The sequence below is a fragment of the Halorubrum cibi genome (genome assembly GCF_900182635.1).
GTDB lineage: Archaea > Halobacteriota > Halobacteria > Halobacteriales > Haloferacaceae > Halorubrum > Halorubrum cibi.
This window is the reverse complement of sequence record NZ_FXTD01000009.1, coordinates 49,468-74,902: the sequence shown is the minus strand read 5'-3', so window position 1 is coordinate 74,902 and position 25,435 is coordinate 49,468. Positions and strand designations below refer to the sequence as shown.

Here is a 25,435-nt window from a genome sequence, read left to right as displayed (position 1 = left end):
CTCAGGTCACCTCCCCCGACCGCTCGCTCCGCGAGGCGGTCACGTCCACGCCGGGACTGTAGTAGCGAACGGGCTCTCCCTCGGGCCTCCGGAATCCGTTGGCACGGAGCAGCGTGTCCGTCTCGACGCTCGCCTCCGCGGGGTACAGCGTCCACGGGTCGTGAGCCACGTCGGTGTGGCGGACCGTCCCGTCGGGGGCCTCGGTGTAGAAGCGGTAGCGCTCGACGAGGAACTCGGCGAGCGGGTCCTCGGCGGCCGCGAACGGCTCACCGGTCGGCCAGTAGGTCGCCTCGTAGCGGGCGGGGCGGTCGCCGGGGTGTCGGCGGCGGCCGTCGAAGGCGACCCGCCCGTCGACCCACTCCAGCGAGATGCGGGCGTAGTAGTACGGGAGGTGGTGGAACAGCCGCGCGCCGGCGACGCTCGCGAGCCCCTGCGCGTCGAGGCTGAAGAAGTAGACGCTCGGAACGCCGTCGCGAGTGACGTACGTCCGGACGTTCACCTCCGGGAGCCGCACGCCGAGCGAGCGCGGGAGCCCCCTCGGCCGCACGTCGACGTTGGTGAAGGGGATCACGGAGAGCCACGCCGAGCCGTCGTGGACGTCGGGCTCGAACCCCTCGGGGAGGTGGTCGTCCAGCCGGTCCGCGTCGACCGGCCAGCTCTCGAACAGCAGGTGTCGCCACCCCATCTCCAACGGGAGAACCATGGGGGAACTCCGTGACGCGGGGGAAAATACCTTCTGGCCGCGGCCGTCCGTCGGTGATCGACCGCGTCTCAGCGGGCGAACATGCGTTCTAAGAACGTGACGAGCAGGTACGCGCCGAGCCGTTCCGTCCCCTCGGTGGCGTCGTATCGCGGCGCGACCTCCATCAGGTCGACGGCCCCGACCGAGTCGTGCGCGCCGAGCACCTCCATCGTCTCCAGCGCCTGTCCCGAGGTCAGCCCGCCCGGACACGGCGTTCCGGTCCCGGGCGCGAACCCCGGATCGACGGCGTCGATGTCGAAGGTGACGTACACCGCGTCGGTGTCCTCGGCGGCGGCCTCGACCGCGTCGGCGACGACGGGACCGACTCCGCGCTCCTCGATCTCGCGCATCGTGAACAGGTTCAGTCCGGTCTCCTCGGCGAACTCGAAGAAGTCGGGCGACTCGTAGCCGCGGATCCCGACCTGGCTCACCGAGTCGTACTCGACGCCCGGTAGCTCCGCGATCCGCGCCGTGCTCGACCCGTGGAAGTCGGTGCCGAAGACGGGGCTCTCCGAGACCGTGTCGGTGTGCGCGTCGATCTGAACGAAGCCCACGCTGTCGTGGTCGGACCCCTCGAGGAAGCCGCGGAAGGCGGGGAACGTACAGTAGTGGTCGCCGCCGAGCATCACCGGGAACGCCCGTGCGGCGAGCGTCGCGGCGTACGCGGTGACGCTCTCGGCGGTCGCCTCGTGGTCCATCGGGAAGACCGGGGCGTCCCCCGCGTCCGCGACGGTGAACTCGTCGAAGTCGACTTGGTCGCCGGTCCGCATGTTCGTCAGCGCGCCCTTGTACTCGGAGAGGTACGCCCACCACGCGCTCGCCTCGCGGACCGCGCCCGGCCCGTACCGCGCGCCCGGCCGGTTGGAGACCGCCCCGTCGTAAGGGACGCCGAAGACCGCGACGTCGACGTCGTCGAGGTCGTCCGGATCGCGCGGCTCGCCTTTGAGGAACGTGTCGAGCCCGGCGTACGCCATCTCGACGTCCGCGCCCGCGGTGGACTCCCGGAAGGCGGCGGCACGGTTCGTCGGGTCACCCCGGCTCGAATCGGGGTCGTTCACGTTCTGTTCACCTCGCCTATAGGATCGGTCTCGATCGCGTCGCTGCGGGCGGGCTCGGTCGTGCGGTGTGGGTGGTGTGTCATGTGTCGGATCGCGAAGCGTGCGGCTCCCGTAGGCAGTCGCGTCGTCCCCAATTAAACGTTTGCGCCGGCACTCACTCGCTTCGGATCCCGACCGCCTCGCGGTCGAATCCTCCGTCTTCTCCCCGCCAGCGCCAGGACCCGACGAACGGGTGGCCGTCGAGCGCGCAGATGGCGTAGGAGTACCCGACCCACGTCGCCCGCGCGACGTCCGTCCCGCTCGGCCGCGCCGGTCCCGCGGGGTGCGAGTGGTAGAATCCCACCACGTCGAGCCCGTCGTTCTCGATCGACTCGACGACCGCGACCGCCTCCTCGGGATCGATCCGGTAGCGGGTCTCCGGCGTCTCGGCGACGTTCTCGGCGGGGCGGACTTCGGTGACGCGGCTCCGCCCGCGGTTCGTGTCGCTCCCGCTCTCTGCGCCGCTCTCGCGATCGACGTTCCTCCCGCTGTCGGCGTCGCTCTCGCGATCCTCACGGTCGGCACGCGTCCCCGCCAACACGCCGCACACTTCGTCCGGATCGCCGCGGACCGCGTGGTTGACCACCGCGTCGTAGGCCGCGCGGGTGAACTCGATCACGGTCGAGACCACGCGAGATCGGGGCATAAACCCCTCCGTCGCGTTCGGCGAGAACCGTCGGAACCGTGCCGGAATCGCGCCGGAACCGTTCCGGAACCGTGTCGAAACCGTGCCGGAACCGTGTCGGGATCGCGGCGGGGCCGATCCGGTCTTCACTTTCACCTCGCTGCCGGTTCGTTTTTATCCCCATCGGCGAAAGGTACGCGCACCGAATGACGTCCTTCCAGTCGAGTCTCGGCGAGGACGAGGGGATCGCGGAGGAGCTGGCCGAGAGCCAGCGCGAGATCTCCATCGCCGAGTTCTTCGAGAAGAACAAACACATGCTCGGGTTCGACTCGGGCGCTCGCGGGCTCGTCACCGCCGTCAAGGAGGCGGTCGACAACGCCCTCGACGCGACCGAGGAGGCCGGGATCCTCCCCGACATCTACGTCGAGATCACGGAGGTCGGCGACTACTACCGACTCGTGATCGAGGACAACGGACCGGGGATCACCAAAGAACAGCTCCCGAAGGTCTTCGGGAAACTACTGTACGGTTCGAGGTTTCACAAGCGGGAGCAGAATCGCGGTCAACAGGGGATCGGCATCTCGGCGGCCGTCCTGTACTCCCAGCTCACTTCGGGACAGCCGGCGAAGATCACGTCGCGGCCGAAGGGGCGATCGGACGCGCAGTACTTCGAGCTGATCATCGACACCGACACCAACGAGCCGGAGATCAGCGTCGACGAGACCACCTCCTGGGACCGCCCGCACGGCACGCGGATCGAGTTGGAGATGGAGGCGAACATGCGGGCCCGCTCGCAGCTCCACGACTACGTGAAACACACCGCCGTCGTCAACCCGCACGCCCGGATCGAGCTGCGCGAGCCGGGACTCGAGGAGCCGTGGAAGTTCGAACGGGCGACGGACGAGCTCCCGGCCGAGACTGAGGAGATCCGCCCGCACCCGCACGGCGTCGAGCTCGGCGCGCTCATCAAGATGCTGGAGGCGACGGAGTCGTACTCGGTCTCGGGGTTCCTCCAGGAGGAGTTCACGCGAGTCGGCAAGAAGACGGCGGACAACGTCATCGACGCGTTCCGAGACCGACACTTCGGTCGGGAGCTGGCCTGGTCGCCGCCCTCCGCCCGGTCGACGGTGACGGGCGCGACGAGCGCGGACGTCGAGGACGCGATCGAGGCCGCCGTCGCCAACAAGGGCGCGGACGCGACCAGCGCGTTCGCGGACGGAGTCGCGGAGACGGTCGCGGGGAACGACCACCTCTCGCGCTCCGAACTCGAGACGATCGTCGGAAACGTCGCGGACGACGTTGAGGGCGACACCGGCCGCACGTTCGGCTCGACCGTGCGCGAGAACGCCACGGCGGCCGCGTGGCGAGTGATCACGACGGGGAGCGCGAGTGAGACGGACGGGGACGACGCCGACCCGGCCGACTCGGCGGACGCGACCGACGACGGCGACTCGCCGATCGTCGCCGACCTGTACGCGCTCGTCGACGAGGCCACCTCGACGCGGAAGGACGACGGAGCGGTCAGGGCGATGGCGGAGGCGATCGCGTTCCGGCTCGCCGACCTCGAAGGCGACGCCTACCGAATCGCCCGCGACGACCTCGATCGACTCGTCGCGGACGCGGCGAACTTCGTCGCCGAACAGCGCGACGTGACGTTCGGCGAGACCGCCCGTGAGAACGTCATCGAGGCGGTCTGGTCGCGCGCGCGAACCGTTCCCGACGAACCGCCGAGGGTGCGGGACGTGGCGGGGAACCGCGACGTCGCGGCCGACCTCCTCGAGGGGATGCGCGGCACGGACATCCTCGCGCCGCCGACGGACTGTCTCGCGCCGATCACGGCGGAACTCGTCGAGGCCGGGCTCCGCAAGGAGTACGACGCCGACTTCTACGCGGCGGCGACCCGCGACGCGGAGGTCCACGGCGGCGACCCGTTCATCGTCGAGGCCGGGATCGCCTACGGCGGGGAGATCCCCGCGGAGGGAAGCGTCGAACTCCTCCGGTTCGCGAACCGCGTCCCGCTCGTCTACCAGCGAGGGGCGTGTGCGACGACGGACGTGATCCGCACCATCGGGTGGCGCAACTACGGGCTCGACCAGCCCGGCGGCTCGGGGATGCCCAACGGGCCGGCGGTGATAAGCGTCCACGTCGCGTCCACGAACGTCCCGTTCACGAGCGAGTCGAAGGACGCGATCGCGAACGTCCCCGCGATCGAAGACGAGATCGAGCTCGCGGTCCGGGAGGCGGCCCGCGAGCTGAAGTCGTACCTCAACAAGCGGCGCTCGATGCAACAGCGCCGGGAGAAACAGGACGTGCTCGGGCGCATCCTCCCGGAGATGGCCGACAAGGTCTCGGAGGTGACCGGTCGGTCGCGGCCCGACATCGACGGCGCGCTGGCGCGGATCATGAACAACGTCAGCGTCGAGCGCGAGGTCGACGACGGCACGGTCCGGCTCGTCGTCGAGAACCACTCGGACGTGAACGAGCGGCTCGAGATCACGGACATCGTCTCGGCCGAGCCGACCGATCTCTCCGAGGGGACGGCCGTGGACATGGACGGCGAGTGGTTCGTCCAGTGGAAACCCGAGGTTCCCTCGGGCGATGAGCGGGAACTGACGTACGCGGTCGACGGCGACCCCGACTTCGAGGTCAGCGTCGGCGGCGTGGAAACGGAGAAACTCACGGTGAACGCATGAAGACAGACGCCGACGCACGAGACGAGCTCATCGACCTGGCCGCCGACTTCTACGACCAGTTCGCGGCCGGGAAGATCCCGGAGATGGAGCTGCCGACCCGGACGAAAAGCAACATCGAGTACGACGAGGAGAGCGGGGTGTGGACCTACGGCGACCGCACGTCGATCCGGAGCGCGAACTCCGTCAACGGCGCGCGCAAGCTGTTGAAGGCGGCGTTCACCATCGAGTTCCTCGCGGACCAGCTCGACGAGGACCGCTCCTCGACGCTGCGTGAGCTGTACTACCTCTCGGAGTCGTGGGACAACGACGAGGCGCAGTTCTCCTCTCAGGACGAGTCGAACGACCTCGTCGAGGACCTCGAGATCGTCACGGGCGTCACCCGCGAGGACTTCCACATGCGCCCGGAGGAGTCGGGCGCGAAGGTGATGGGCCCGCTGCGGCTCCGCGAACAGACCAACCGCGGCGATCGCGACATCCACTGTCAGCTCGACGTCGGGCAGGGGGGGTACCAGATCCCCAATAACCCCGACACCATCGAGTTCCTCGAGAACGACGCCGAGTTCGTCCTCTGCGTCGAGACCGGCGGGATGCGCGACCGGCTCGTCGAGAACGGCTTCGACGAGGCGTACGACGCGCTGATCGTTCACCTGGGTGGACAGCCGGCGCGCGCCACGCGCCGGCTCACGAAGCGGTTCCGCGACGAGCTCGACCTCCCGGTCGTCGTCTTCACGGACGGCGACCCGTGGTCCTACCGGATCTACGGCTCCGTCGCGTACGGCTCGATCAAGTCCGCGCACCTCTCGAAGTACCTCGCGACGCCGGAGGCGCGGTTCGTCGGGATCCAGCCGGCGGACATCGTGGAGTACGACCTCCCGTCTGACCCGCTCTCGGACTCCGACGTCAACGCTCTCGAGTCGGAACTGGAGGACCCCCGCTTCCAGACCGACTACTGGGAGGAGCAGATCGAGCTCCAACTCGACATCGGCAAGAAGTCCGAACAGCAGTCGCTCGCGAGCCGTGGCCTCGACTTCGTCACCGAGACGTACCTCCCCGAGCGGCTCGAGGAGATGGGCGTGGCGTGACGTCGCCGAACGCAACCATATAAGCCGCCGGGGCGGGAACGCCCGGTAATGTTAGCGGGGGTCAACGTCGCGCTCGGCGTCTCGGGCAGCATCGCGGCGGTGAAGGTGGTCGAACTCGCCCACGAACTGCGTCGGCACGGCGCCAGCGTCCGCGCGGTGATGACGCCGGCGGCGACGAACATCGTCCACCCGTGGGCGGTCGACTTCGCCACCGACGAGCCCGTCGTCACGGAGATCACCGGCGACGTCGAGCACGTCGAACTCTGCGGCCGCGACGGCTGGGCGGACGTCCTCCTCTTAGCTCCGGCGACCGCCAACACCGCCGGGAAGATCGCGGCCGCCGTCGACGACACGCCGGTGACCACCTGCGCGACCACGGCGCTCGGCGCGGGCGTGCCCGTCGTGATGGCCCCGGCGATGCACGAGCCGATGTACGACCACCCGGGCGTGCTGGAGGCGCTCGACCGGCTCGCGGCGTGGGGCGTGACGTTCGCCGACCCGCGGATCGAGGAGGGGAAAGCCAAGATCGCGGCGGAGTCGACGGTCCTCACGGAGGTCGCTCGCGCGACGACCCCCGATACGCTCTCGGGAACTCACGTCGTCGTCACGGCGGGCGCGACCAAGGAGCGGATCGACCCGATCCGGATCTTAACGAACCGGGCGTCCGGCAAGACGGGGCGAGCGGTCGCTCGCGCGTGTTACGTCCGGGGGGCGGACGTGACCCTGGTCCACGACGGCGGGGAAGTCCCCTACGCCGACGTGATCGCGGTCGAGACCGCCGACGAGATGATCGACGCCTGCCGGGAGGCGGCCGTGACCGCGGACGCGCTGGTGTCGGCGGCGGCCATCTCCGATTTCACCGCCGACGCCGTCGACGAGAAGATCCGGTCCGGCTCGCCGCTGTCGGTCGACCTTCGGCCGACGCCGAAGCTTCTCGACTCCGTCCGAGAGGCGAACCCCGACCTCCCGCTCGTCGGGTTCAAAGCCGAGACGTCCGGCGACGACGCGGCGATGGTCGCGGAGGCGGAACGCATCCGCGATCGGGTCGGGCTCGCGTTCGTCGTCGCCAACGACGCGAGCGTGATGGGCGACGACCGGACTCGCGTCCTGCTCGTCGGCGCGGCGGGCACCGACCCGGAGCCGGTGTCGGGCTCGAAGGACGCCGTCGCAGGCCGGATCGCCGAGCGGCTGGCGGCGGTTCTCGACCGCGACGGGTGAGTCCGGATCACGGCGGCCGTCGACGGCACCGGACCGCCGCCGGATCGGGCGATGGAATCCGGAGCGATCCGACCGGGATACAAACTGTTTTGGGGCGGTAGGGCCACGCCTCGGGTAGACATATCCATGTGTAGCCAGACGGCCATCCCCGACGCCACGGGAGGTGAATTCGGTGGCTGACGACGGAGTCCCGGGTTCGACGGGCGGTTCGGTCGTCGTCCCCATCGAGTCGACGCCGACGCTGCGCGCGACGGTCACGCACCTCGTCGAGTCCGCGGCCGACGGCGAGTTCTCCGCGATCCACTTCGTCGTGTTCGCCACGTGGCGCGACGGCGACCCGGAGGCGGCGGACCGCGAGGCGAGCGTCGATCGCCTCCTCGAACGCGTCTCGACCTGGGCCGAGGCCGACCTCGCGGACGTCGACGAGGTCGACGTCGACGACGTGGAGGTCGTCACCACGGTCGTCGGCGGCGACGAGTACCTCTTCGGCGCGGACGACTACGTCCGCGAGCTCGTCGCGTACGCCGGCGACCACGGGATCGAACACGTGGTGTTGGATCCCGAATACACGCCGGTCGGAAACACGACGCTGCTCCAGTCGCTCGAGTTCGCGCTCTCGCGGACCGACCTCGTCGTCCGCGAGGCACCGGTCGCCCGCCCGACCCGTCGCGAGCGGCTCCGCAAGGAGGCGACCGGGATCCGATTCGCGGCGATCTTCGGGCTGTCGCTCGCCTTCTACCTCGCGCTCGGTGACCCCTTCTACCCGTTCGACGTCGTGACCGGCGTCGCGAGCGCGACGGTCGTCGCGGTCACCCTCTCGCGGGTCAGCCTCGACGCCGACCCGTCGTTGACGCGAACCCCGATACGGCTGCTCCGCGGCGCGGTGTACGTCCCCGTTCTCTTCTTCGAGATCCTCAAATCCAACCTGGTCGTGGCGCGAGTGATCCTCGACCCGCGGATGCCGATCGAGCCCTCGCTCAACCGGGTCCGCGTGATCGTCGGCAGCGGGCTCCCGATAACGACGCTCGCGAACTCGATCACGCTCACGCCCGGAACGCTGACGGTCCGTGCGCGCGACGGGGACCTCTACGTCCACTCGCTCATCCCGTGGGCCCGCGACGGGCTCTTCGACGGCTCGCTGGAGCGGTGGACCCGGTTCGTCTTCTACGGACGGGAGGCCGCGCGGCTGCCGACGCCCCGCGAACGCGACGACGTCGGGATCTTCCAGGGACCGGACGCGACCGAGGAGTACCCCGGTGCCCGGGCCGACGGCGGCTCTGAGCGAGAGGGCGCGGCCGTGGTCGACGGTTCGACCGCCGACGCGACCGAGGCAGACGGGTCCGAGGACGCTGAGGAGGTGACGCCGGAATGAGCGTCGTCGACGCGACCCTGGCGGCCGGCTACACGGTGGGGGACTTCCTGCTCGTCGTGGCCGCCGGTTTCGTGATCCTCGCGATCGGGATGCTCTACCGGGCGGTGAAGGGGCCGACGATGCAGGACCGCGTGCTCGCGGTCAACGTGCTCGGGACGAACACTGTGGTGATCCTCGCGATCCTCGGTGCGGCGCTCGGGGAGCCGACGTTCCTCGACATCGCGTTGGTGTACGCGCTGTTGAACTTCCTGATGGCCATCGCCATCTCGAAGTTCACGGTCGAGCGGGGTGGCGTCCTGTGATCGACGCGCTCTCTCCCGTCAGGCTCGCGCTGATCGTCGTCTTCGGCCTCTGCGGGCTCTTCTTCACGTTCGTGTCCATGGCCGGCGTGCTCCGGCTGCCGGACGTCTACTCGCGGGCGCACACCGCCTCGCAGGCGGACACCCTCGGCGCGGGGTTCACGCTCGCGGCGGTCGCGCTCGCGGCCGGCTGGGACGGCGCGGGGTTCAAGACCGTGCTCCTGTTGTTCTTCATCTTCGTGACGAACCCGACGGCGGCACACGCCATCGCGCGCGCCGCCTTCGAGGAGGGGATCGTGCCGTGGACCGAGGGGGACGAGCGCCGATGACGGGCGCGACCGCCCCCGTCGCCATTGACGGCGTCGGATCCGTCTCCTCCGTCACCTTCGTCACCTCCGTCACTCCCGTCGTCGCCGAGATCTCCGCGATCGAGGCGAGCCTCTTCGCGTTCGTCGTCCTCACGGCGCTGGCGACCGCGTTCGCTCGCGACGTGCTCGCCGCGGTCATCATCTTCGGGGCGTACAGCCTCGGAATGGCCGCGCTGTACACGTTCTACCGCGCGCCCGACGTGGCGCTGACGGAGGCGGCGGTCTCGGCCGGCGTGACGACGGTGCTGCTGCTTCTCACGCTCGCGAAGACCACCCGGATCGACCACGAGGCCGCCTTCGAGTCCGTGAACTACCCGGCGGCGGGCGCGGTCGGCCTGCTGTTCGCCGGGCTCGCGGTCACGATGGCCGACGTCCCCGCGGTCGGCTCGCCGGACGCGCCGGTGTGGGGCAACCCCGACGTCAGCCAGTGGTACCTCGCCGAGACGTACGCACGGACCGGCGTCGAGAACACCGTGATGGCGGTGTTGGCCGCGTTCCGCGGGTTCGACACCTTCGGCGAGGCGGTCGTCGTCTTCGCGGCCGGGATCGCCGCGCTCATCGTCCTCCGACGGGAGGTGTTCGCATGAGCGACGCCGACGCAAGCGACCGGGACGCCGACGCCGGGCGCGGCGGCGACGCGGAGACAGCCGACGTCGACTCCTCCGCGAGCGCGGGCCGGCTCGACTCGGAGACCCGGCAGGGACCGCCGTACACGGAGAGCCAGGTGATCATGTCAACCGTGAAAGTGGTCGCCCCGTTCGCGTTCACCTACGGGCTGTTCGTCACCTTCCACGGTGGCGGCTCGCCCGGCGGCGGCTTCCAGGGCGGCGCGATCACGGCGGCGGTCGTGTTCATGATCGCCTTCGCGTTCGGCATCGAGTCCACCCGGCAGTGGCTGGCCAACACGGTCGTCGTCGCGCTCGCAGTCGGCGGGACGCTCGTGTTCGCCGGGCTCGGGCTGGTGCCCGTCGCCCGCGGCGGCGCGTTCCTCCAGTACGACCTGCTCCCGCTGCCGTACCTCGATCCCGTGAAGTACGGGATGGAGGCCGTGGAGATCGTCGGCATCGCGCCCATCGTGAGCGGCGTGCTCGTCGGGCTGTTCTTCGTGCTCGCGCGCGGGTTCAACGGCGAGGGCTCGGGGCCGCCCATCGGCGAGCGCGGCTACCTCGGTTCGACGAGCGAAGACGCGGAGCCCGCCGCCGACGGGACCGACGAGACGGATGAGACCGACGACCCCAACTCCGGCTCGGCCGGTCAACCGGCGACCGACGGAGGTGCCCGATGACGGCGGCTTCGACCGCGATCGCCGCACAGTCGGCGCTCGACGTCCTTGGGACGCGGCACGCGTACGTGGTGTTCGCGCTGCTCCTGTGTATCGGGCTCTACATGATGATCGCCAACCCCAACCTCGTGAAGAAAGTGATCGGACTCAACCTGTTCCAGACGGCCATCTTCCTGCTCTTCATCGCCTCGGCGTACGTCGACGGCGGGGCGATCCCCATCGTCCCCTCGGGCGGCGGAGGCGGGCCGTACGTCAGCCCACTCCCGCACGTGCTCGTGCTCACGGCCATCGTCGTCGGCGTGAGCCTCACCGCGGTGGCGCTCGCGCTGTGTATCCGGATCTACGACGAGTACGGAACGCTCCGGGTCGACACGCTCCGCGAACTCCTGCGCGAGGAGGGGTCGCTGCCCGCGGGTCCGGGCCTCCCCGGCTCGGAGCCGGGACGTGACGGGGGTGACCGCGATGACTGACGTGCTGTTGCCGCTGTCGATCGCGGTCCCCATCGTGGCGGCGACGCTGCCGCTCGCGCTCGGATTGCGGTACGACGAGGTCGGCTGGCCGATCGCGGCGGTCACGACGCTCGGGCTGGTCGGGTCGGCGGCCGCGGTCGCGTTCGAGGTGTACACCGGCGGCCCGTTCGACCACGAGCTGGGCGGCTTCGCCCCGCCGATCGGGATCGAACTCGTCGCCGACGAGCTGTCGGCGGCGGTGTTCCTCCTCGTCGCGCTCGTTTCCGCGGCCACGCTCGTCCTCTCGCGGGTCATCGGCCCGCGCGGGAACGCCTTCCACAGCGCGTATCTCCTCCTTTCCGGCGGGCTGGTCGGCGTCTCGCTCACGGGCGACCTGTTCAACCTGTTCGTCTTCCTCGAGATCGTCGGGTTGACCACGTACGCGCTCATCGCGGCCGACCGGTCGGGCGCGAGCGCGTACGCCTCGCTGAAGTACCTCGTCGTGGGGACCGTCGGCGCGTCGCTGTACCTCGTCGGCGTCGGCTACGTCTTCCTCGCGACGGGGACGCTGAACATGGCCGACGTGAGCGTCCAGATCGTCGAACGGGCGAGCTACACCGACCCGCTCGTCCAGGCGGGGTTCGCCTTCATCGCGGTCGGATTCGCGTTGAAGATCGCGCTGTTCCCGGTCCACACCTGGCAGCCGGACGCCTACCAGCGCGCGCCCGACGCGGTGACGACGCTCGTCGCCGCGCTGGTGTCGACTGCGAGCGCCTACGCGCTGATCCGGGTGACGTACTCCGTGTTCACCGTCGACTTCCTCGCGGCCAACGACGCCATCGTGACGGTGATCCTCCTCGTCTCCGGCGTCTCGATCCTCGCGGGGTCGGCGCTCGCGGTCATGCAGTCGGACCTCAAGCGGATGTTCGCGTACTCGTCGGTCGCGCAGTTCGGGATGATCGTCGCCGCCGTCGGGATCGCCGACGAGACGGCGCTGCTGGGGGGGATCGTCCACCTCGTCGGCCACGGGCTGTTGAAGTTCGGGCTCTTCTGCGGGCTCGCGCTGCTGGCCGCGGGGTACGGCGCGCGTCGCGTCGAGGACCTCGCGAGCCTCGCGCGAGACGCGCCGTTCGCGTCGGGCGCGCTCGCCGTGCTCGGCCTCGCACTCGTCGGGATCCCGCCGTCGGTCGGGTTCCTCGGCAAGTGGTACATCGCGCTCGGCGCGGTCCGCTCCGCCGGCGCGACGGGCGGCGTCGTCGGGGTCGGCATCGCGGCCGTGATCCTCGCCAGCACGCTGTTCACGCTGGCGTACGTCGCCCGCGTGATAGAGCGGCTCTACTTCGCCGGCGTCGAACGCGACCCCGGCACCGCGGTCGCCGACGGCGGTAGCGGCGACGCCGCGGTTCCTGGGACGATTCCGACCGCGCCGCTCGTCGTCCTCGTCGCCGCCGCGCTCGTCGCGGTCGGACTCGGCTTCGCGGGGGCCGCGTTCGAGACGCTCCTCGACCCGTATCTCTCGGAGGTGTTCGCATGACAGAAGCCATCGTACAGGACCCACGTCCACTGCTCGCCGTCCTCGTCTCGCTCGTCGCGGCCGTTCTCGTCGTCGCGTCGTACCGCTCGCCGAACGTCCGCGAAGGGTGGACGATCCTCGCGGCGGTGACGAAGTTCGGGATCGTTGCCTCGATGCTGCCGCGCGTGCTCGAGGGTGCCGTCTTCGAGTGGACGATAGTCGAGATCCTGCCGGACATCGCGCTCGTGTTGCGCGCGGACGCGCTCGGCATGCTGTTCGCGTTTCTCGCGTCCGGCCTCTGGATAATCACCTCGTTTTACAGCATCGGGTACATGCGCGGGCTCGACGAGGCCAACCAGACCCGCTACTTCGCCGCGTTCGCCGTGTCGCTGTCGGCGACGATGGGGATCGCGTTCGCGGGCAACCTCGTGACGATATTCGTCTTCTACGAGCTGTTGTCGATCGCGACGTACCCGCTCGTCGCTCACGACGAGACGCCCGAGGCGCGCTCGGCCGGACGGAAGTACCTCGCGTACACGATGTTCGGCGGCGGCGTGCTCGTCCTTGCCGGCACCGTCATGGTGTACTGGCTGACCGGGACCGTCGCGTTCACCGCCGGCGGCATCGAGGAGCTGGCGAGCGCCGACCCCGGCCTGGCGATGCTCGCCTTCTTCCTGCTCGCGATCGGCTTCGGCGTGAAAGCCGGGATCATGCCGCTCCACCAGTGGCTCCCCGAGGCGATGGTCGCACCGACGCCCGTCTCCGGGCTGCTCCACGCGGTGGCAGTCGTCAAGTCCGGCGCGTTCGGCGTCTCGCGGGTCGTCCTCGACGTGTTCGGCCCGGAGTTGGTCTTCGATCTCTCGCTGCCGTTCGGCTTCACGGCCGGGCTCGTGCTCTCGACGATCGGCGCGATCACGCTGACTGCGGCCTCGCTCATCGCCCTCCGGAAGGACCACCTGAAACAGCGGCTCGCCTACTCGACGGTGAGCCAGTTGAGCTACATCGTCTTGGGGCTCGGTCTCTTCGGGTGGTACGGGCTCGTCGGCGCGCTGTTGCACATCCCGGCGCACGCGTTCATGAAGCTCACCCTGTTCTTCTGTGCGGGGAACCTCCACGTCTCGACGCACACCGACTACATCTCGGAGATGGCGGGGATCGGCAAGCGGATGCCCCTGACGATGGGGGCGTTCACGGTCGCCTCGCTCGGGATGGCCGGGATCCCCCTGTTGGCCGGGTTCGTCAGCAAGTACTACATGCTGATCGGCGGGGTTCGGATGGGCGCGACGCTGACCCCCGTCGCCTACTACCTCGTCGGCTCGCTGCTGCTCTCCGGCGTGCTCAACATCGCGTACTTCTGGCCGGTGATCTACACCGCCTTCTTCGAGGCCGAGGAGGGTCACGACGCGAAGCCGCTCGTCGACTTCCCGATGGGCGGGGAGTCGCGGTCGACGCTGGCGGCGACCGATGGGGGCCGCGCAGGTGACGACGCGGCGACCGACGGGGGCCGCGCAGGTGACGACGGGAACGATGACGACGATGAGGACGTCGTCGACGAGGTCGTCGAGCGCGCCGAGGGTGACGAACACGAGGATCCAGCGGTCGACGACGACGCCGGCGTTCCCGACGACGCCGGCGTTCCCGACGACGCCGACATCCCCGACGCCGAACTCGACGACCTGCCGACCGACGAGGAGGGCGTCGTCAGGCCCGATTTCAACACGAGCGAGCGGGACTTCTCGGAGCCGGCGGAGCGGGTCGACACCGGCGACTACGCGGTCGACCAGCGCCCCTCCGACGTCGACGTGCCGTTCGGGGTCGGGCGCGGTGCCGCGGAGTCGACTGAGCCGCCGGAAGTCGAGCACGACGACGATCACGCGGCCGGCGAGGACGACGCCGATCGGGACGACCACGACGACCATGCCCACGACCACCACGGCGGCCCGCCGCCGGGCGGCTGGGAGCACCTGCGCGGGCTCGACGCGCTCCGGGGAAGCGAGTCCACGTGGTTCACGCTCGCGCCGATTCTAATCGCGATGACGCTCGCGGTGCTGCTCGGCGTGATCCCCTACGAGATGGGCTTCCTGGAGCTGATCGAACTCATCGTCGACACGCGGCTCCCCGAGGAGGTGGCCCGGCCATGACGGGCGCGACGGGCGCGACCGCGGCGCTGACCGCGGTCCCGCCGTACCTCGTCGTCGCCGTCGCGTCGCTGCTCGTGCTCGCGCTGCCGCGCGCACTCGGGCACGGCCTCGGCGCGCTGGCGACGGCGTTCGTCTTCGCGCAGGCGGTGCTGCTCGGCGACGGCGGGACGGGCGCGCACCTGGCGACGACGTTCCTCGGGTTCGACGTGGTCTTCTTCAACGTCGACCAGTTCTCGCTTTTGATGGGCGTCGTCGTCGGCTTCCTCGCGACGGCGGCGGTGCTGTACGCGTACGGCAGCGACGCGCCGAAGTGGGTCGCGTCGCTCGCGCTGATCTACGTCGCCACCACCCTGGGGACGATCTACGCCGGCGACTGGCTCACCCTGGTCTTCTTCTGGGAACTGACGGCGGTCACCTCGACGCTGCTCGTCTGGCAACACGGCGGCGCGGCGGTGCGGGCCGGCTACCGCTACGCGCTGTTCCACGGCACGGGCGGGACGGTCCTGCTCGCGGCCGTCGTCGTCCACTTCGCGAACGCCGGGACGTTCCTGTTCTCGGCGACGAACGGGATCCACCCGGCGGCGACCGTGCTGGCCGCGATCGGGATCGGGATCAACTGCGGGTTCGTCTTCCTCCACTCGTGGCTGCCGGACACCTACCCGCGGCCGCACGTCGCCGCGTCGGTGTTCCTCTCCGTGTTCACGACGAAGACCGCGGCGTACGTGATGTACCGCGCGTTCCCCGAGGGCGGCATGTGGCTCGCGTACCTCGGCGGGTTCATGGCCGTCTACGGGGCCTTCTTCGCGCTGCTCCAGTACGACCCGCGGCGACTGCTGTCGTACCACATCCAGGCGCAGCTCGGCTACATGCTCGCCGGGTTCGGGCTCGCGACCGCCGTCGGCGAGTTCGCGGTGGTCGGCGGCTTCGCGCACCTGTTCAACAACGTCCTCTACAAGAGCCTGCTGTTCATGGCGGTCGGCGTCGTGATATACCGGACCGGCGTGGAGGACATCCGCGAGATGGGCGGGCTCTGGCGGGTGATGCCGGTCACCTTCCTCGTCTACGTCGTCGGCGCGGCCTCCATTACCGCCGTCCCCGGATTCAACGGCTTCATCTCGAAGGGGATGGTGCTCGACTCGGCTCACGAGATCCACAACTACGTGCTCCTTCTCGACAGCGGCCTGCTCTGGTGGCTGCTCGTCCTCGGCGGCGTCGGGACGTTCATGTCGTTCATCAAGCTCGGCTACTACGTCTTCTTCCACGGGTCGGCGACGCTGTCGCCCGACGACGCCACCCCGTTCCAGACCGCGGGGATGCTCCTGGCCGCGGGTGCGTGCGTCTTCTTCGGCGTCTTCTACACCCAGCTGATCGAGTTGATGCCCTTCACGGACCTCATCCTGAGCGACGAGGTGTACTTCAAGCCGTACAGCCGGAGCCACCTGACCGAGAGCGCCGCGCTGCTGGTCGCCGGCTTCGTCGGTTTCTTCGCGCTGAAGCGGCCGCTGGGCTGGCTCGCCCATCACATGCGCGACGTCGACGCCGTCCTGTTCCCGGCGACCTTCTACGCCGGCCGGTGGTCGGTGTGGGGCGTCACCGAGGCGTGGGCGGCCGTCGACCGGGCGACGATGCGGGTCGTCGCGGGCGCGAAGTGGGTCGCGATGAACCCGCGGCGGCTGCTCGCGGCCGCCGGCGTCGACGCCGAGATCCGGGCGGGGATCGGCCGAAGCGTGCTGTTGTTGACGCTCACGGCGGCCGTCGCCCTGTTCGCGCTGCTGCTCGGGTGAACGCACGATGCCCGTCGCGCTCGACGCGCTCGTGTTGCCGGCGTTCGAGGAGCTCGACCCGCTTCCGGCGGCGGACGAGGCGGACCCGTGGCACGACGCCTACGACCTGGCGGAGCGGGTCGACGTACCGGGCGTCCCCGTCCCGCTGCGTCACGACGGAGCCGGCCTCGGCGTCGTCCCCACGGGTATCGGCAAGACCGCGGCGGCGACGACGACCGCCGCCCTCTGTGCCGGCGACGCGGTCGACCTCTCCGACGCGCTCGTCCTCTCCGTCGGGATCGCCGGAGCGCCGCCGGATCTCCCGATCGGCTCGGTCGTGGTCGCCGACGAGATCGTCGACTGGGACGACAAGTGTCGTTTCGATCCGGACGAGACGGAACCTGTCGCGCCCGACCCCTACACGGAGGGCCAGGGAGTCTTCGATCTCGATCCCGACCGCGTCGGCGACGCGGTCGAGTTGGCGGCCGGCGTTGACCTCGCGAGCGCCGGAGGAGGGGCAGACCCGAGCGTGACCGTCGGGACCAACGTCTGTGCGGACGAGCTGTGGCACGGTCGGACCGTCGCCGAGCACGTCTCGCGATTCCTCGACGCGCTCGACCGGGGGCCGTACCGCGCGACCGAGATGGAGGACGCCGGGACGGCCGCGGCGCTCCGGCGGTTCGGGCTCGCGGACCGCTACATCAGCGTCCGGGGGATATCGAACCGCGACCGGCCGGAACCGGGGGAGTCCTCGCGCGAGTCGTTCGAGTCGTCGCTCACGGAACGGGGACTCGAGACGGGCCTCGCGAACGCGGTTCGGGTCGCGCGGGCGGTCGTCGACGATCGGCGGGCGTGAAGACAGCGGGAGCGGCGTGAAGCGGCGAGAGCGGCGTGAAACGGAAGAGAACGCGTGCGGCTCAGTACTCCTCGTAGGCGAGGTTCATCAGCCACTGCGAGAACGCGTCGGACTGCGGGTCGATCTCCTCCTCGCCGATGAACGGCGAGAGCATGTCGCCGGCCATCAGGAGCGAGAAGTCGAGGTCACGCGGGGCCGGCTCGAGGTAGTACGTGTTGTGGCCGTCGTACACCGTGTTCTCGCGCTGGATCAGCCCGGACTCCTGGAGGGCCTCCGCGATGCGGCTTCCCTTCCGCGAGGAGACGTCGAGCTGCTTCCAGAAGTCGCTCTGGTGGATCCCGCCGGTCTCGCGGATGAGTTCGAGGCCGGCGCGCTCGTCCGCCGACAGCTCGGACTCGAGTTCGGACACGCTCATACCCACACAGCCGCCGGCGAGTCGCTTAAAACTGGCTTTCCGTCCGGAAGCCCGCCGGAACCGAGACCGGCTCCACCGACGTCTCGCAGGGCGGGCCGTCGGCGAACGCTACCGCCGGATCGGGTCCGGTCAGGATCCGCGTGTGCGAACGCGTCCCGTACCCGTCGCCGTGGAGACACGCGCCGTACCCGTGGTCGGCGAGGACGTCGCTCGCACGGTCGAGCCACGCGTCGCCCGTCTCGCCGGGCTCCGGGACGAGAACGCCCGCGATCCGGCGAGCGCTCGACGCCCGCTCCTCGCCGAAGTCCGCGCGCCGGCCTGGTATCGCGAACCGCGTCTCTCCGTTGACCACGCCGCCGACGTTGCCGACGACGTGGATTCCCGGATCGAGCCGGGTGACGGTCAGTCCGCCGTCGTGCGAGAGCAGGAATGCCGCCGCGTCGTCGGCGATGACGAGGTTGAACCCGTCGTACTCGCGGTCGGCGATCTCCTGTTCGACCGCGCGGGCGGCCGACTCCGCGGACGGATCGCGCAGGCAGTCCTCGACGAGCAGGCCGCGCGATCGGTCCCCCTCGCGGTCGTCCTCGAGCCACCGGTTCGTGACGGCGACGACGACGCCGGCGTCATTCACGCCGATCCAGGTGCCGCCGGCCTCGGCGTCGCGGGGTGCGAGGAACCGACGGTCGTCGCCGCGGACGGTCGGCGGCTCCGAGGCGCGCGAGAGCGACTCGTCGCGGTTGGCGGCCAGCGCGACCGGGGCTTCCGGGAAGACGCGCCAGGCGAGCGTGAGCGTACACACGGCACCGAGTGGGGACGCACGAACCAAAAAGTCGCCGCCGGGAGGGCGGCCGGCCGGGACGTCGACGCCGATCAGGTTTACTCGGTACAAAAGAAATCTTTTGGTGTCCGAGGTTCTCGGTTCGCGTATGAAGGCGATCGCCGTGTACGAGGACGGAGACGAGCCGGTCGTGATCGAGAAACCGCGCCCGGCCCCGGCGCCGGGCGAGGCGCTCGTCCGCACGCTTCGCGTCGGCGTCGACGGGACCGACCACGAGGTCATCGCCGGAGGACACGGCGGGCGACCGGACGGCGAGGACCACATGGTCCTCGGACACGAGGCCGTCGGCGTCGTCGAGGACCCGAACGACACGCCCTTCGAGGTCGGAGACGTGGTCGTCCCGACGGTCCGCCGACCGCCCAACGGCGCGAACGAGTACTTCGCGCGCGGCGAGCCGGACATGGCCCCGGACGGCGAGTACCACGAGCGGGGGATCGTGGGCGCACACGGCTTCATGGCCGAGTACTTCACGAGCCCTGCGGAGTTCCTCGTCGAGATCCCTCCCGAACTGGCCGAGTGGGGCTTCCTCGTCGAGCCCGCCTCGATCACGGAGAAGGCGATCGAACACGCGTTCGCGAGCCGGTCGGCGTTCCACTGGGAGCCCGACTCGGCGCTCGTGTTGGGAAACGGGTCGCTCGGGCTGCTCACCGTCGCGATGCTGGATTCGGATTTCGACCGGATCTACTGTCTCGGCCGCCGCGAACGTCCGGACCCGACCGTCGACGTGATCGAGTCGCTCGGGGCGACCTACGTGAACTCGAACGACACCCCCGTCCCGGCGGTTCCGGACGCACACGAGCCCGTGGACTTCGTCTACGAGGCCACCGGCTACGCGCCCCACGCCTTCGAGAGCATCGAGGCGCTCGCGCCCAACGGCGTCGGGGCGCTGCTCGGCGTCCCCGGAGACTGGGAGTTCGAGATCGAAGGCGGGCGACTCCACCGCGAGCTCGTCTTACACAACAAGGCGCTCGTGGGTAGCGTCAACTCCGGCTACGAGCACTTCGAGGCGGCCGTCGAGTCGCTGTCGGGGCTCTCGGAGGCCTTCTTGGCCGACTTGGTCACCGGCGTCCACCCGCTCGACTCGTTCGAGGCCGCCTTCGTGGATGACGACACGACTATTAAAACGGCGGTCGAATTCGCCGCGTATGAAGAACGTTGACGACCTGATCGACAGCGCGGCCGAGCTCGCCGAACACGGGCTCTCGAAGGGCGAGATCGCCGACGAGCTGAACGTCTCGCGGGAGACGGCGAGCTGGCTCGTCGAGCGCGCCGGCGGCAACGAATCGAGCGCGCCGGCGACCGACGCCGACACGACCGCCGACATCCACGTTGACTGGTCGGCGCTCGGCCGCGACTCGACGCGGCTCACCTACGCCGCGAAGGCGATGGCGGACCTCCTCGTGAAGGAGGGCGAGGAGGTCGACCTCACGGTCGGCATCGAGAAGGCCGGCGCGCCGCTCGCGACCGCGGTCGCCCGCGAGCTCGACACGGACCTCGGGACGTACGCCCCGGCGAAACACCAGTGGGAGGAGGGCGACATCGCCGACCACGGCGGCGGCTTCTCCCGGAACTTCGCCGCGATCCGCGACCGCGACTGCTACGTCGTCGACGACATCGTCACCTCGGGGACCACGATGCGCGAGTCGATCGACGCGATCCGCGAGCACGGCGGCGAGCCGGTCGCGTGCGTCGTCCTCGTCGACAAGGTCGGCTACGACGACATCGACGGCGTCCCGGTCTACTCGCTCGTCGACGTCGTCAGCGTCGACCGCGAGTGAGGCGGCCGAGCGACGCCGGCCGCGAGCGGGTGCCGGCGGGTCGGTCCCGGGCGCACCGAACGAGAGCGAGCCGGCCGGAACCCCTTTGCCTCGTCGCCGCCTACTCGGCCCCATGACGTTCCAGCCCGAAAGCGACATGGACCCGGACGCGGTGCGCGAGCGGGTCGACGAGGCGATCGCCGGCAACGACGTGGTACTGTTCATGAAGGGGAACCGACTGATGCCGCAGTGCGGCTACTCACAGCGGGCGATAGAGCTCATAAGCGGCCACGTCGAGGAGTTCGAGACGGTCGACGTGCTGCCCGCGCTCCCGGCGTATCGCGAGGCGCTCGCCGACCACAGCGGGTGGGAGACCATCCCGCAGACGTTCGTCGACGGGGAGTTCGTCGGCGGCAGCGACGTGCTCGCGGAGCTCGAGGAGCGCGGCGAGCTGGCCGCCGAACTCGACGCCGAGTAGCCTCGCGTTCGGAACCGACCGTTCCTTCGTACGCTCCGTGCTCGCCGAAGAGTAGGCCATATAAGCCTACGTCACCTAGGTGGGGTAGGTGCAGTCGTTTACCGCCCGCGTCGCGACGACCGGTCCGACCCACACCCACCCCAGTAAACAATGACAGGCCGCGTGTTCCGACTCCATTCGACGCTCGAACTGCCACTCGAAGACGTAGAGGCGTACTTCGACGAAGACCCCGACCTCCCCGCGGAGATCGACGACATCGACATCACGCGTCGAAACAACACACTCATCATCAAGGCCCTGTCCGACGACGAGTCGATCAGCAAATACACGCCGACCGCTCAGCTGAAGGCGTCGGTGACCGAGACCCGAGTGTACGAGGAGGAGCCGCCGCGAGCGGGCGGCCCGCAGTGGATGGACGACGAGGAGGAGGAGATCCCCTCCGAGCTCGTCGAGTTCGCGTGTTTCAAGGGCGACCGCGAGACCGTCCTCCAGAACACCGCGCTCCAGTACCCCATGTTCTTAGTGCTCCGGGAACTCGCCACCCGCGCCGAGAAGGGGACGCTCACGGCCATCACTGAGGCCGACGGCGAGCTCGAGGCGACCCGGATCGTCGAGGGCGAGGCGCGCCCCGCGAGCATCGAGGTCGTCGAGAGCCCGCAGGGCGCCGGCGACGGGGACGGCGGCGTGAACTGGCGCGACAACGAGTTCATCTCGGACTGAGTCGCGGCGGCGCGGCGGTTTTCGAGGCGCAGACCGAACCGCAGTGGCGACGCCGACCTCGCGATCCGGGAGTCCGCACGCCCCGGCCATCCGCACGATCCGGGCGTCCGCGGACCGCTGGCGCTTTACCCGCGCGCTTCCGATCGCGGGTATGACCGACTGGGTGAGCCTCTTTTCGGGCGGGAAGGACTCCTCGTGGGCGCTGTATCGGGCGCTCGAGGAGGGATTGGACGTCTCACGACTCCTGACCGTTCACCCCGCCGGCGACTCCTACATGTACCACACGCCGGCGACGCGTCTGGCGGGACTCGCCGCCGAGAGCGTCGGGATCGACCTCGTCGAGGTCGAACCGGACGACTTCGGGGCCGACGACGTCGACGACGCGAGCGCCCAGGGCGACGCCGAGCTGGAGCCGATGGAGGCCGCCCTTCGCGAACTGACCGCGACCGACGGGTTCGACCTCGCGGGCGTCACCGCGGGGGCCGTCGAGAGCGAGTTCCAGACGAGCCGGATCCGGGCGATGTGCGACCGTCTCCGGATCGACCTCTTCGCGCCGCTCTGGGGCGAGGACCCCGTCGCGCTCGCCGAGGCAATGTTCGAGGCCGGCTTCGAGATCCGGATCGTTCAGGTGGCCGCCTACGGCCTCGACGAGTCGTGGCTCGGCCGACGCTACGACGCGGAGGCGCTCGCCGAGCTGCTCGACCTCCGGGAAGAGTACGGCGTCCACCCGCTCGGCGAGGGCGGGGAGTTCGAGACGTACGTGGTCGACGGCCCCCACATGGACCGTCGGATAGACCTCTCGTATGAGGCGGTCTGGGAGGGGGACCGCGGCCACCTCGAGGTGACGGACGCGGCGCTCGTCTAGACGGGTTCGTCCGTCATCGAGCCGGTCGAATCGGCGGACGTCGGGAACCGATCGGCGACGATCCGTCGTCCGCAGGTGTGTCATTTTTTATCACGTGACTCCGTCGTCTGCGACATGGACTTCGACCGGTACCGGGAGGAGGTCGCTGCGAACCGACGAAAACACGGATTCGACGTCGTCGACGAGGGGATGGCCGGGTTCGTTCGGATCTGGCGCGCGCACGAGGAGGACCCGACGGTCGGATCCGTCTCCGTGTTCGCCACGCTCGTGGACGCGACCGGCGACGTCTCTGCGGTCGTGGACGCGACCGACGGCGTCTCCGGGGTCGTCGCCGCGACCGATCGGTTTCGGGAGTCGGTCGCCGACTTGAGCGACGCGACGAGTTCGGCCACGCCGATCGGGTACGTCGCGTTCGCGGTCGACTCCGCGGACGACGACCTCGTCTCGGCGGCCACCTCCTACACCGTCGCCGAGCGCCGGACGAACGTGTTCCCGCTCGTCTACGACCTCGAGAGCGGGACGCTCCACACGCACTCGGTCCCGCGGCTCAAGGGGCGGGGGATCTATCGGAGACAGCGCGAGGACGCGACGCGTCTCTTCGACGTGTGAGGCTCAAAATGAGGGAGCGGGTCGAGACGTGACCCGTCGGATCAGGGCCAGTTGCCGCCCTGTTCGTAGGCGTTCACGACCCGGCGAAGCGCGACGACGTACGCGGCGGTCCTGAGGTTCGGGAGGTCCTCGTCCTCGTAGGCCTCGACGATCCCGTCGAACGCCTCGGTGACGGTGCGTTCGAGCTCCTCGTTGACGCGCTCTTCGGTCCAGTGGAACCGCTGGCGGTTCTGAACCCACTCGAAGTAGGACACGGTGACGCCGCCCGCGTTCGCGAAGACGTCGGGAACGACCCAGACCCCGCGCTCCGTGAGCACGTCGTCGGCTCCGGGCGTCAGGGGCCCGTTCGCCGCCTCGACGACGACGTCGGCCTCGAGGTCCGTCGCGAGGTCGGCGTCGACGGCGTTCTCGAGGGCGGCGGGCACGAGGAGGTCCACGTCCATGGTCAACAGCTCCTCGTTGGTGATCGACTCGGCGTCGTCGTATCCCGAGACCGATCCCGTCTCGGCCTTGTGGTCTTTGACGTCGCGAGCGCGGAGTCCGTCGGGATCGTAGATGCCGCCGCTCGAATCCGAGACGGCGACGACGTCCGCGCCGAGGTCCTCGAGGAGGGCGGCCGCGATCGACCCGGCGTTGCCGTACCCCTGGACGGCGACGGTCGCGTTCTCGATGTCGCGATCGAGCCAGTCGAACGTCTCGCGGGCCGCGAGCATCGTCGATCGACCGGTGGCCTCGACGCGTCCCTCGCTCCCGCCCGAGTCGAGCGCCTTACCCGTGATCACGCCGGGAGCGGTCGTGTTCTCCAGCGTCTCGTAGGTGTCCTTGATCCAGTTCATCTCCCGCTGGCCGGTGTTCACGTCGGGCGCGGGGACGTCCCGGTCCTCGCCGATGATCGGGCGGAGTTCGGTCGCGAAGCTCCGGGTGATCCGTTCAAGCTCGTCGGCCGAGTAGTCGGAGGGGTCGATCGCGATCCCGCCTTTTCCGCCGCCGTACGGGATATCGACGACGGCGCACTTGTACACCATCCAGCCGGACAACGCCTTCACCTCGTCGCGGGTGACTCCGGGATGGTATCGGATCCCGCCCTTGTAGGGTCCGCGATCCCCGTTGAACTGCGAGCGATAGGCGCGCACGGTCTCCAGCGAGCCGTCGTCGCGCTCGAACGTCAGGTTCGTCTCCAACACCCGCTGTGGATTCTTCAGGCGCGTGATGACCCCGTCGTCGGCGTCGAGATACGCCGCCGCGTCGTCGATCTGCTCTTTCAGACTCTCGTAGGGGTTCGCCTCGTCGCTCATACGTGAACGTCCCCAGCCCGTGAGTTAACGGTGGCGGCCGCGGTCGAAATCGCGATTGAGGGCGGCTCAGCGTTCCCCGTTCTCGCCGCGGAGTCCGGCGGTTTCGGCGCGCGAGATCACGCGTTCCGCCTGCGCGACGAGCGGCGCATCGATCATCTCGCCGTCGACCTCGAAGACGCCCCGATCCTCCCGGTCCGCCGCGTCCCGTGCGTCGAGCACCCGTTCGGCCCACTCGATCTCGTCCGGATCCGGCGTGAACGCCTCGTTGATCGGATCGACCTGATCGGGGTGGATCGCCAGCTTCCCGTCGTACCCGAGCGTGGCCGCGAACTCGGCCTCCGCGCGGACGCCCGTCAGGTCGGTGAAGTCCGTGTGGACGGTGTCGAGCGCGTCGACGCCCGCCGCGCTGGCCGCGAGGACGACGTGCTCGCGGGCGTAGAGCACCTCGGTCCCCTCGGCGGTCCGCGTCGCGCCCACGTCGGCCGCGAGGTCCTCCGCGCCGAAGACGAGCGCCGTCGTCGCCGCTACGTTCGCTATCCCTCGAGCCTCGAGAACGCCCTCGGCGGTTTCGACGACCGCGAACACGATCGGATCGAGCCCGCGAGCGACGAGGAGGGCGTCGAGCCGATCGATCTCGGTAGCGTCCTCGACCTTCGGGAGCATGACCGCGTCGAGCCGGAGGTCACCCTCCGTTTCGGATCCGTCGCCTTCGCCGACGAGCGCGTCGAGGTCGGCCTCGAGATCGTTCGCGGTCAGGCGAACGCACACCTCCGCGTCGGGATCGAAGGCGGGATCCGCGAGGACCGATCGAACCGCTTCGCGGGCCTCGTCCTTCCGCGCCGGCGCGACCGCGTCCTCCAGGTCGAAACACAGCACGTCGGCGTTCGTTTCGGGGGCCTTCCGCATCAGTTCCGGTCGGTCGCCCGGCGAGAACAGGAGGCTCCGTCGAGGCATGCCG

26 protein-coding genes are annotated in these 25,435 nt (G+C 69.7%); 19 read left to right on the top strand and 7 right to left on the bottom strand.

All coding sequences use genetic code 11. From position 1 onward, the window contains the following. Position 1: 1 nt before the first annotated feature. The 3 genes from FN829_RS12295 to FN829_RS12285 all read right to left on the bottom strand — a co-directional run bounded on the left by FN829_RS12295 (position 2) and on the right by FN829_RS12285 (position 2,458). The gene (locus tag FN829_RS12295; protein ID WP_142987262.1) at positions 2–703 is read right to left on the bottom strand and encodes a YqjF family protein; all 702 of its coding nucleotides are present in this window, start codon (positions 701–703) and stop codon (positions 2–4) included. Positions 704–771: 68 nt separating this feature from the next. After that, positions 772–1,716, bottom strand: coding sequence for an agmatinase (gene speB / locus FN829_RS12290; protein ID WP_142987326.1), 945 nt, complete (start codon positions 1,714–1,716; stop codon positions 772–774). A gap of 238 nt (positions 1,717–1,954) precedes the next feature. Next, the gene (locus FN829_RS12285) at positions 1,955–2,458 is read right to left on the bottom strand and encodes a desampylase (protein WP_142987261.1); all 504 of its coding nucleotides are present in this window, start codon (positions 2,456–2,458) and stop codon (positions 1,955–1,957) included. 212 nt (positions 2,459–2,670) lie between these two features. Here FN829_RS12285 and FN829_RS12280 point away from each other — a divergent pair, with 212 nt between their 5' ends. The 13 genes from FN829_RS12280 (at position 2,671) to FN829_RS12220 (ending at position 17,500) form a co-directional block, all read left to right on the top strand. Continuing rightward, positions 2,671–5,157 (top strand): DNA topoisomerase VI subunit B, encoded by a 2,487-nt coding sequence (locus FN829_RS12280; RefSeq protein ID WP_142987260.1) that lies wholly within the window; start codon positions 2,671–2,673, stop codon positions 5,155–5,157. Beyond that, positions 5,154–6,239: a DNA topoisomerase IV subunit A gene (locus tag FN829_RS12275; RefSeq protein ID WP_142987259.1), complete on the top strand. Its 1,086-nt coding sequence runs from the start codon at positions 5,154–5,156 to the stop codon at positions 6,237–6,239. Before FN829_RS12280 ends, FN829_RS12275 begins: the two co-directional genes overlap by 4 nt. Positions 6,240–6,287: 48 nt before the next feature. Then, positions 6,288–7,457 (top strand): bifunctional phosphopantothenoylcysteine decarboxylase/phosphopantothenate--cysteine ligase CoaBC, encoded by a 1,170-nt coding sequence (coaBC, locus tag FN829_RS12270; protein ID WP_142987258.1) that lies wholly within the window; start codon positions 6,288–6,290, stop codon positions 7,455–7,457. A 172-nt stretch (positions 7,458–7,629) separates the two neighbouring features. Then, positions 7,630–8,829, top strand: coding sequence for a monovalent cation/H+ antiporter subunit E (locus FN829_RS12265; protein ID WP_246066528.1), 1,200 nt, complete (start codon positions 7,630–7,632; stop codon positions 8,827–8,829). Then, positions 8,826–9,131, top strand: a complete 306-nt coding sequence (locus tag FN829_RS12260) for a cation:proton antiporter (protein ID WP_142987256.1) — start codon at positions 8,826–8,828, stop codon at positions 9,129–9,131. The genes FN829_RS12265 and FN829_RS12260 overlap by 4 nt, the downstream gene beginning before the upstream one ends. Beyond that, on the top strand, positions 9,131–9,457 hold the full coding sequence (gene mnhG / locus FN829_RS12255; protein ID WP_142987325.1) for a monovalent cation/H(+) antiporter subunit G: 327 nt from the start codon (positions 9,131–9,133) through the stop codon (positions 9,455–9,457). The genes FN829_RS12260 and mnhG overlap by 1 nt, the downstream gene beginning before the upstream one ends. Beyond that, the gene (locus FN829_RS12250) at positions 9,454–10,083 is read left to right on the top strand and encodes a DUF4040 domain-containing protein (protein WP_142987255.1); all 630 of its coding nucleotides are present in this window, start codon (positions 9,454–9,456) and stop codon (positions 10,081–10,083) included. The genes mnhG and FN829_RS12250 overlap by 4 nt, the downstream gene beginning before the upstream one ends. Further along, positions 10,080–10,781, top strand: coding sequence for an MnhB domain-containing protein (locus FN829_RS12245; RefSeq protein ID WP_142987254.1), 702 nt, complete (start codon positions 10,080–10,082; stop codon positions 10,779–10,781). The genes FN829_RS12250 and FN829_RS12245 overlap by 4 nt, the downstream gene beginning before the upstream one ends. Next, positions 10,778–11,248 (top strand): cation:proton antiporter subunit C, encoded by a 471-nt coding sequence (locus FN829_RS12240; protein ID WP_142987253.1) that lies wholly within the window; start codon positions 10,778–10,780, stop codon positions 11,246–11,248. The genes FN829_RS12245 and FN829_RS12240 overlap by 4 nt, the downstream gene beginning before the upstream one ends. After that, complete coding sequence (locus FN829_RS12235; RefSeq protein WP_142987324.1) at positions 11,241–12,761, top strand: proton-conducting transporter transmembrane domain-containing protein; 1,521 nt, start codon at positions 11,241–11,243, stop codon at positions 12,759–12,761. Before FN829_RS12240 ends, FN829_RS12235 begins: the two co-directional genes overlap by 8 nt. Continuing rightward, positions 12,758–14,881 carry a proton-conducting transporter transmembrane domain-containing protein gene (locus tag FN829_RS12230; protein WP_142987252.1) on the top strand — a complete coding sequence of 708 codons (2,124 nt, stop codon included), beginning with the start codon at positions 12,758–12,760 and terminating at the stop codon, positions 14,879–14,881. The genes FN829_RS12235 and FN829_RS12230 overlap by 4 nt, the downstream gene beginning before the upstream one ends. Then, positions 14,878–16,665 (top strand): Na(+)/H(+) antiporter subunit D, encoded by a 1,788-nt coding sequence (locus FN829_RS12225; RefSeq protein ID WP_142987251.1) that lies wholly within the window; start codon positions 14,878–14,880, stop codon positions 16,663–16,665. Before FN829_RS12230 ends, FN829_RS12225 begins: the two co-directional genes overlap by 4 nt. A 7-nt stretch (positions 16,666–16,672) precedes the next feature. After that, a complete protein-coding gene (locus tag FN829_RS12220) occupies positions 16,673–17,500 on the top strand; it encodes a phosphorylase family protein (protein WP_142987250.1) in 828 nt (275 codons plus the stop codon). A gap of 61 nt (positions 17,501–17,561) precedes the next feature. Here FN829_RS12220 and FN829_RS12215 read toward each other — a convergent pair whose 3' ends face one another. Further along, positions 17,562–17,915, bottom strand: a complete 354-nt coding sequence (locus FN829_RS12215; protein WP_094534117.1) for a helix-turn-helix transcriptional regulator — start codon at positions 17,913–17,915, stop codon at positions 17,562–17,564. A 25-nt stretch (positions 17,916–17,940) separates the two neighbouring features. Then, entirely contained in the window at positions 17,941–18,714 is a 774-nt protein-coding gene (locus FN829_RS12210) for an NRDE family protein (protein ID WP_142987249.1), read from the bottom strand. Positions 18,715–18,841: 127 nt separating this feature from the next. On the opposite strand from FN829_RS12210, the gene FN829_RS12205 reads away from it, so the two are divergent. From FN829_RS12205 to FN829_RS12180, 6 genes are all read left to right on the top strand, one after another. After that, the gene (locus FN829_RS12205) at positions 18,842–19,912 is read left to right on the top strand and encodes a glucose 1-dehydrogenase (RefSeq protein ID WP_142987248.1); all 1,071 of its coding nucleotides are present in this window, start codon (positions 18,842–18,844) and stop codon (positions 19,910–19,912) included. Further along, entirely contained in the window at positions 19,899–20,531 is a 633-nt protein-coding gene (gene gfcR / locus FN829_RS12200; protein ID WP_142987247.1) for a transcriptional regulator GfcR, read from the top strand. Before FN829_RS12205 ends, gfcR begins: the two co-directional genes overlap by 14 nt. A gap of 112 nt (positions 20,532–20,643) precedes the next feature. Then, on the top strand, positions 20,644–20,988 hold the full coding sequence (locus FN829_RS12195) for a glutaredoxin family protein (RefSeq protein WP_142987246.1): 345 nt from the start codon (positions 20,644–20,646) through the stop codon (positions 20,986–20,988). Between the two features lie 150 nt (positions 20,989–21,138). After that, complete coding sequence (locus FN829_RS12190) at positions 21,139–21,708, top strand: DUF7110 family protein (protein ID WP_142987245.1); 570 nt, start codon at positions 21,139–21,141, stop codon at positions 21,706–21,708. A gap of 151 nt (positions 21,709–21,859) precedes the next feature. Continuing rightward, positions 21,860–22,573: a diphthine--ammonia ligase gene (locus FN829_RS12185; RefSeq protein WP_142987244.1), complete on the top strand. Its 714-nt coding sequence runs from the start codon at positions 21,860–21,862 to the stop codon at positions 22,571–22,573. A gap of 114 nt (positions 22,574–22,687) precedes the next feature. After that, positions 22,688–23,182, top strand: coding sequence for a hypothetical protein (locus FN829_RS12180; RefSeq protein WP_142987243.1), 495 nt, complete (start codon positions 22,688–22,690; stop codon positions 23,180–23,182). Between the two features lie 41 nt (positions 23,183–23,223). Here FN829_RS12180 and FN829_RS12175 read toward each other — a convergent pair whose 3' ends face one another. Both FN829_RS12175 and FN829_RS12170 read right to left on the bottom strand, forming a co-directional pair. Next, positions 23,224–24,477 carry a Glu/Leu/Phe/Val family dehydrogenase gene (locus tag FN829_RS12175; RefSeq protein WP_142987242.1) on the bottom strand — a complete coding sequence of 418 codons (1,254 nt, stop codon included), beginning with the start codon at positions 24,475–24,477 and terminating at the stop codon, positions 23,224–23,226. A 66-nt stretch (positions 24,478–24,543) separates the two neighbouring features. Then, positions 24,544–25,431 carry an HpcH/HpaI aldolase/citrate lyase family protein gene (locus FN829_RS12170; protein WP_142987241.1) on the bottom strand — a complete coding sequence of 296 codons (888 nt, stop codon included), beginning with the start codon at positions 25,429–25,431 and terminating at the stop codon, positions 24,544–24,546. Positions 25,432–25,435 lie beyond the last annotated feature (4 nt).